Genomic DNA, 7,167 nt, shown 5'->3' with positions numbered 1-7,167 from the left:
GTCGGGGAAACATACGCCACACGACTTGATGTCGACGAGTACCTGGCCCGCGCCGGGTGTCGGATCGTCGACCTCGGTCAACTGCAAACCGTCTGGTCCGGACTCTGCGGTGAGCACCTGTGCTTTCATGCAGCCAACCCTACGCGGAGCGAACGCTCGCACGGTTAGGATCTGGGACATGAGTGCACCCTCGGCCTCGCAGCCGACGTCAGCCCCCTCGGCCATCCGACGCAAGGTCGCAGACGACGCGCCCGGCTTCATGCCGCTCGACGAGGCGCAGACACTCTTCGAGATCGCCGGAGAGTATCTCTCCCAACCGGATTCGACGAAACTCGGCATCGAGATCGGCACCTACTGCGGAAAGTCGACGGTGTTCCTCGGCGCCGCAGCCGAACCCCTCGGCGCGACCATCGTCACCGTCGACCACCACCGCGGTTCCGAAGAACACCAACCCGGCTGGGAGTACCACGACACGACGCTCGTCGACCCGCACACCGGGACCCTCGACACCTCGGCACGCTTCCGTCGCACAATGTTCGACGCCGATCTGGAGAAGACGGTGATCGGTGTGCTCGCACCGTCGAGGGTTGCCTCACGCATCTGGGGCTCGCCCGCCGACTTCGTGTTCATCGACGGCGGTCATTCGATGGAGGCCGCGCAGAACGATCTCGACGGTTGGGCGCCGTGGGTTCGGATCGGTGGCGCCCTGCTGATTCACGACGTGTTCCCCGACCCCGCCGACGGCGGAAGACCGCCGTACGAGATCTATTGTCAGGCACTCGCAACGGGCCAGTTCACGGAGGTGCGCGTAGAGGGCTCGCTGCGCGTGCTGCGTCGCGACACCGGCATCGTCGGGAAAATGCTGCCGCGCTGATGAGTATCGACCCCACCACGCCGGTCATCATCGGCGTCGGGCAGTCCGGCGACCGCATCGACACTCCCGACTACCAGGCGTGGTCGAGCATCGATCTCGGTGCTACCGCGACTCGAAATGCCCTGGCCGACACCGGCGCTGCCTCTGCCGTAGCCGAAGCGCTCGACGTGATCGCGGCGGTTCGCGAGATGGAGAACATGCCGCACGTGCCCAGTCCGCTGGGGCGCTCGAACAACTATCCGCGGTCGGTCGCGCGGCGCGTCGGTTTAACGCCCGAGCGGGTACTCGTCGAGGTCGTCGGCGGACAGTCGCCGCAGTCGCTCGTCACCGAACATGCCGAGGCGATCGCGAAGGGCAGCGCCGACTGCGTGCTCGTCGTCGGTGCTGAAGCCACATCGACGGCTCGGCACTTCGCCGACCGCGACGACAAACCCGACTTCGGTGATGAGGTCGACGGTCAACTCGACGATCGCGGACCACATTTCGAAGACTTCATCGACATGACGATGGTCCGGCACCGGCTGACGTCGATGCCGGTCGCGTATGCACTCGCCGAGAATGCACGACGCAACAGGCTCGGTGTGGGCGTCGACGATCATCGACGCGCGATGGGACGCCTGTTCGCTCCGTTCACCGAAGTGGCGGCGGCCAATCCCTTTGCGGCATCGCCCGTGATCCGCGGCGCGGACGAGCTGGCGACGATCACCGACGCCAATCGCGTCATCGCACAGCCGTATCCGCGCCTCGTCGTGGCACGCGATTTGGTGAACGTCGGATCCGCCATCATTCTCACCTCGGCAGCCAAGGCCACGGAGATGGGTGTACCACGCGAAAAATGGATGTTCCTCCACGGGCATACCGACCTTCGGGAACACGCACTGCTCGCCAGACCCGACATCGGCACGAGCCCTGCGGCCGCCATCGCGACGTCCGGAGCGCTCGAGATGGCGGGGGTCGGCGTCGACGATCTTGCCACCGTCGACCTCTACAGTTGCTTTCCCATCCCCGTCTTCAACATTTGCGACGCACTGGGATTCGACGTCGACACCCCGATCGGCCTGACGGTGACCGGTGGACTGCCCTTTTTCGGCGGACCGGGACACAACTACTCGAGCCACGCGATCGTCGAGACCGTCGAGCGACTGCGGCGCCAACCCAACGCGTTCGGCCTCGTTGTCGCCAACGGCGGCATCATGAGCAAGACTTCTGTCGGAGTGTATTCGACGACGCCGACCACCTGGACACCTCGGTCCGATCGCGCGTTGCAGGCCCGCATCGACGAAACGGCTCCGCTACCCGTCGCCGAGTTCTTCACGGGCTCAGCAACTCTCGACACCTACACCGTCGATCATGGCAAGCGCGGGCCGGTCGGCGTGGTCGTCGCGACAACACACGACGACCACGCCCGAGTGGCCGCACTGACCTCCGACGACGCATTGCTCGAGCTGCTCGAGACGGGTGATCCGTTCGGCGTCGAGCTGACGATCGAGGCGACCGAGGGCGCCAACAGCGCCCGCCTGGCCTAGCTCACCGCGGCATCGACCTCGCGGGCTCGACCTCATGGGGCTCGGCGGGATCAGCCAGATGCCTTGTCAGGAAGGCAATCTGATGTTCGACGACGCGTTCGAAGGTCACCGGGTCGACCTCGGCGAAGATGTCGAAATGATCGCACGGGTAGTGCCGTACCTCCGCGCGCGCCTTGAACGCGGCTTTCGCGGCGGCGTGCGGAGGTGCCCCCCGATCGAAGTCGGCGATCTGCACGAGCTTCGGCGCGTCGATCCGATCGACGTACTTGTCTGCCCGGTAGGAGCCTAGTTCGAGGGACACCGACGCGTCGACCTCGTTGAGCCACGACGGTCCGGCGATAGCCTTGTAGCTCTCGTAGAAGCCGGAGCTGGTGAGGGCCGCCTGCTGACCCGGCCGACCAACGATCGGCAACATATGGGGCGCGCCACCGAATTTCGACGACGCCGCGCTCGCGATACCGTCGATGCTTCGTCGCAGCATCGAGAACACGCCGACATGCGGAAGGTGGTGACGCCCTGCGGCCAAGCCGCTGACCATGGGTACCGCCGAGATCACCGCGGCCACGTCGGTCCGGTCTGCGGCGGCCAGCAGCACGTGTCCACCCGACTGCGACAGCCCCCACAGCACCACGCGACCTGCGTCCACACCGGGTTGACGTGCCGCGGCGTCGGCTGCGGCGTGATAGTCGGCGATCTGACCCGCCATCGAAACCCGTTGGCGGGGTAGACCTCCCGACAGACCGAAGCCCCGGTAGTCGAAGGCGAACACCGCGAGCCCTGCGTCGGCGAGGCGTCGAGCGAAGGGTTCGAGTCCCGAATCCTTGGTGCCGCCGAAACCGTGCGCCATCACGACGACGGGAACACCGTCGGCCGTCGCGAAGGGCGAGGGTGCCGCGGGCGGGAAGAACCAGGCGTGGCAGTCGGTTCCGTCGCTGTCGAAGGTGACGTCTTCTCTGATGTTCTGACTCATCGTGCTCCCCCGTCGCTTGTCGACACCAATTGTGTTGCGGTGTGCGCCGATTCCGCCAAGGGCTCACCACTGTGCGCAAAACGCTCTGCGACACCCGCCCAACCCGGTGCACCGCTCTCGGCGGCACGTCGTCGGCCTGCAGGTAGTTCCTTGGTGCGCATGTCGTGTTCGTACAGGAAGTAGTCGAGCTGCTGGGTGTGCCGCGCGCTGCGCACCATGTGGCCGGTGTAGAACTCTTGATCTTCTGCGATGACCCTGCGCATCTCGTCAACGGGCGGGGGCTGATACTGGCCGACGGCGTACGCGCCGACGAGCCGCGCCTGACATTCGACGAACGGGAACAGCGTCGGTGTGGCCTGCGCGAAGCCGACGAACAATGCGTCGTCGACGCCCGGGTAGATCATTCGCTTGTAGAGATCGATCTGATTGCCCGGAGCACTGATGAAGTCGGGATCGAAGAACGGGAATGTGATGTTGTAGCCGGTCGCATAGATGATCACGTCGAAGTCAGCCGACGTCCCGTCGACGAAATGCACGGTGTCGCCGTTTAGACGCGAGATGTCGCCCTTCGCCGTGACATCGCCCGCGCCGAGACGGAAGGGCAGCTCGACCGATTGCGTCGGATGCGCTTCGAAGAACTTGTGATTGGGCGCGGGGAGTCCGTAGTTCTCGGGACGGCCCGCGGTGAGCGGCTGGAAGACCTGGGCGATCTTGCGTTGCCAGGCGAACGGGATGTGTGGCGAGGTGCGGTAGTACTTGTCGGCGGGCTTGCCGCCCAAGTACTTCGGGACGATCCACGCACTCGAGCGGGTTGAGATGGTGACCGTGTTCTCAAGCGTGCGCGAGGATAGTTCGACAGCGATGTCGGCAGCGCTGTTGCCCAGCCCGACGACGAGGATACGCTTGCCGTAGAGGTCGAGCGGCGTACGCGGATCGATGTAGGAGTGGGCGTGCATCTCGACACCTGCGAAGTCGCCGGGAAAGTCGGGCAGTCGTGGATCCCAGTGGTGCCCGTTGGCGACGACGAGAAGATCGGCGTAGCGCGTCTCGCCCAGCTGCGTCGAGAGTTCCCAGCCACCGCCGTCGAGGCGCTGAGCGTGGGTGATCCCGTTGCCGAATTCGATCTTCTCGCGAAGGCCGAAGGCGTCGGTGTAGTCGTCGAGGTATTGCTTGATCAGGGTGTGGTGTGGGAAGTCTGGGTAGTCGTCGGGCATCGGGAAATCACGAAAAGACAACTGATGCTTGGACGTATCGATGTGCAGTGAGCGATACGCGCTGCTGTGGCCATTCGGGTTACCGAAGGCCCAGTTGCCCCCGACTCGATCCGACGACTCGAACGTGGCGAATGGCACGCCGTAGTCGGCCAGCATCTTGCTTGCGGTCAGTCCGCTGATGCCCGCGCCGATCACAGCCGTCTGCGGTGGACGTGCGCTCATATTTGCCTCTCGGTGGTGGTGACGAAGCGACGGTGATGACGAAGCGACGGAAATCGCGTCGACAAGGTGGTTGACAGATTCACAATTGTGTCTACTCCTCACGCCCACAGTCGGTGAACACTTTGGCAAAAATGTCTACTTTCGTTGATAGAGTTCGGCGCAGAGCCCGCGCCTCGGCGCGTTCCGACGATCGAGCGGAGAAACCATGACATCAGTGCTGACGGTCATCGGCGTCGGCGGAATGGGTGAGGCCGTGGCGCGTCGTCTCGGATCGGGTCGGCCGATGCTGATCGCCGACTACGACGCCGAGCACCTGGCGGGGGTCGAGTCCGCGTTGCGTCGCAGCGGCTTCGACGTCACCGCGCAGGCGATCGACGTCGCCGACCGCGATCAGGTCGCCGCACTCGCCGATCGAGCCGCCTCGCTGGGCGAGGTCGCCTCCCTGGTCCACACCGCGGGCGTGTCGCCGGCACAAGCCACTCCGGAGCGGATCGTCGAGGTCAATCTGGTCGGCACCGCATACGTCATAGAGGAGTTCGGGCGGGTCATCGCCGACGGCGGCGCAGGCGTCGTCATCGCCAGCGTCGCGGCACACATCTTCGCCGACGCGGTCACTCCCGAGCAGGGCACAGCACTCGCGACTCTTCCGGCCAGCGAGCTGGCCGGGCTACCGATGTTCGCCTTTCCCGACGTGCAACCTGAGTTCGCCTGCGGTCTCGCCTATGGATACAGCAAGCGCGGCAACGTTTTTCGAGTACAGTCCGCTGCGCCGATCTGGGGTGACCGCGGGGCGCGCATCAACTCGGTGTGCCCCGGCGTCACCGCGACCGAGATGGGATGGCGTGAGTTCAATGCCGAGTTCGCGCATTCGAGTTACGAGGCCATGATCGACAAGTGTGCCGCGGGCCGGTTCGGCACGGCCGAAGACATCGCGTCGGCCGTCGAGTTCCTCCTCGACCCTGTGCGCTCCGGCTTCATCACCGGGACCGATATCCTGGTCGACGGCGGTGTTGTCGCCGGCGTACGCAGCGGCCACATCCAATTGACATGAGGCAGGGAGGCGTCGTGCAGGCAGAGACCACCGGAGCGCCCCGAGCCGTCGAGGCGTCCGCGGCCGACCGCATGCTCGACGCCGCAGAAAGCTTGTTGGCGGACAGGGGAATCCGGGCCACCACCATGCAGCAGGTCGCCGATGTCGCGGGCGTTTCCCGCGCCTGGCTGTACCGGCATTTCCCCGACAAGCAGACCATGGTCGGCGCAACCATCGTCCGACTCAACGAGGCATTCTGGATCAACGCCCGCAGCGAGCTCGACGCGATCAGCGGCTTCGCCGAACAACTCATCGCCGGCGTGAGAATCGGCCGCGGAGCGTACGACGACCCGGGCGCGTTGCTTCTCCGCCTGCGCACCACCGAGCCCGACGAGTTCGCGACCTGCGCGGGTGCGGGTGTCGCCGGCCTCGTCCCCGACCTCGCTGACTTCTGGAGGCCGTATGTGGAGGCCGCGATCCGCACCGGAGAGGTCGACGCGGGGCACGACGTCGACACGACATCGGAGTGGATCGCGCGCATCCTCATCAGCCTGGGCACCGTGCCCGGCACGACGATCGACCCTGACGACCCGCGATCCGTCGCGGTGTACATCCTCAACTTCGTGATGCCAGGGCTTCGCGCGCAGCCGCGTGCGTGATCGAGTGACCATGCGGCCGCTGACCGGCCGTCATTACCCCCTTGAGGAGCGTGTCCCGTGAGCAGCGGATCTTATTTCCCCGACGCCGAGGTCGACGAGTTGTCGCCACAGCTACAGAAACTCTTCGGCAAGGCATCTGAGCAACTCGGCTTCGTGCCCAACGTCTTCACGGCGTATGCACATCGCCCCGAGCGATTCTCCGCGTGGTTCAACCACTTTCGACAGGTCACCGAGCCGTCGGAGACGCTCTCGGGCGCAGACCGGGAGATGATCGCGGTGGTGGCGTCGGGGATCAACCGATGCACGTACTGCCTGGTGTCGCACGGTCAGGCGTTACGGCATGAGCTACACGACGAAGCCAATGCCGACCGGGTCACGTTCAACTGGCGTCACGCCGATCTGACCGACCGGCAGCGCGCCATCTGTGTCTTCGTCGAGAAGCTGACGAGCGCGCCCGCGACCGTAGAGCGTTCTGACGTCGATGCTCTCGCGGCCGCCGGTTTGGGTCCCGACGACATCTGGGACGTCGTCGAGTTGACCGCGATGTACAACTTCACCAACCGGATCTCCTCGGCCCTCGGCATCGTGCCGAACGTCGAGTACCACACCCTCGACCGCGGGCCCGCCGCCGACTGAGGGGTGATCTCGACAAGCTCGATCAACGGTGGGCAG

General features: G+C 65.3%; 7 protein-coding genes and 1 pseudogene. 5 read left to right on the top strand and 3 right to left on the bottom strand.

Annotation, left to right across the window (positions count from 1 at the left end; genetic code table 11):
* Positions 1-129 (bottom strand): annotated as a pseudogene (locus tag B3T59_RS15220) (NADPH:quinone oxidoreductase family protein); the annotation flags it as partial.
* Between the two features lie 49 nt (positions 130-178).
* On the opposite strand from B3T59_RS15220, the gene B3T59_RS15215 reads away from it, so the two are divergent.
* On the top strand, positions 179-874 hold the full coding sequence (locus B3T59_RS15215) for a class I SAM-dependent methyltransferase (protein ID WP_287004122.1): 696 nt from the start codon (positions 179-181) through the stop codon (positions 872-874).
* The gene (locus B3T59_RS15210) at positions 874-2,400 is read left to right on the top strand and encodes an acetyl-CoA acetyltransferase (RefSeq protein ID WP_287004120.1); all 1,527 of its coding nucleotides are present in this window, start codon (positions 874-876) and stop codon (positions 2,398-2,400) included. Before B3T59_RS15215 ends, B3T59_RS15210 begins: the two co-directional genes overlap by 1 nt.
* A gap of 1 nt (position 2,401) precedes the next feature.
* Here B3T59_RS15210 and B3T59_RS15205 read toward each other — a convergent pair whose 3' ends face one another.
* Positions 2,402-3,370 (bottom strand): alpha/beta hydrolase, encoded by a 969-nt coding sequence (locus tag B3T59_RS15205; protein WP_287004118.1) that lies wholly within the window; start codon positions 3,368-3,370, stop codon positions 2,402-2,404.
* Complete coding sequence (locus B3T59_RS15200) at positions 3,367-4,806, bottom strand: flavin-containing monooxygenase (RefSeq protein WP_287004116.1); 1,440 nt, start codon at positions 4,804-4,806, stop codon at positions 3,367-3,369. Before B3T59_RS15200 ends, B3T59_RS15205 begins: the two co-directional genes overlap by 4 nt.
* Positions 4,807-5,011: 205 nt before the next feature.
* Between B3T59_RS15200 and B3T59_RS15195 the strand changes: the two genes are divergently transcribed.
* From B3T59_RS15195 to B3T59_RS15185, 3 genes are all read left to right on the top strand, one after another.
* On the top strand, positions 5,012-5,857 hold the full coding sequence (locus tag B3T59_RS15195; RefSeq protein ID WP_287004113.1) for an SDR family oxidoreductase: 846 nt from the start codon (positions 5,012-5,014) through the stop codon (positions 5,855-5,857).
* Between the two features lie 71 nt (positions 5,858-5,928).
* Positions 5,929-6,495 (top strand): TetR/AcrR family transcriptional regulator, encoded by a 567-nt coding sequence (locus B3T59_RS15190; RefSeq protein ID WP_287004124.1) that lies wholly within the window; start codon positions 5,929-5,931, stop codon positions 6,493-6,495.
* Between the two features lie 57 nt (positions 6,496-6,552).
* Positions 6,553-7,131: a peroxidase-related enzyme gene (locus B3T59_RS15185; RefSeq protein ID WP_287004111.1), complete on the top strand. Its 579-nt coding sequence runs from the start codon at positions 6,553-6,555 to the stop codon at positions 7,129-7,131.
* The last annotated feature ends 36 nt before the right edge of the window (positions 7,132-7,167 follow it).

The organism is Gordonia sp. UBA7860, from assembly GCF_002500165.1.
In the GTDB taxonomy this organism is placed as follows: domain Bacteria; phylum Actinomycetota; class Actinomycetes; order Mycobacteriales; family Mycobacteriaceae; genus Gordonia; species Gordonia sputi.
The sequence above is the reverse complement of the archived record's forward strand: the minus strand, read 5'-3'. Positions and strand labels throughout refer to the sequence as shown.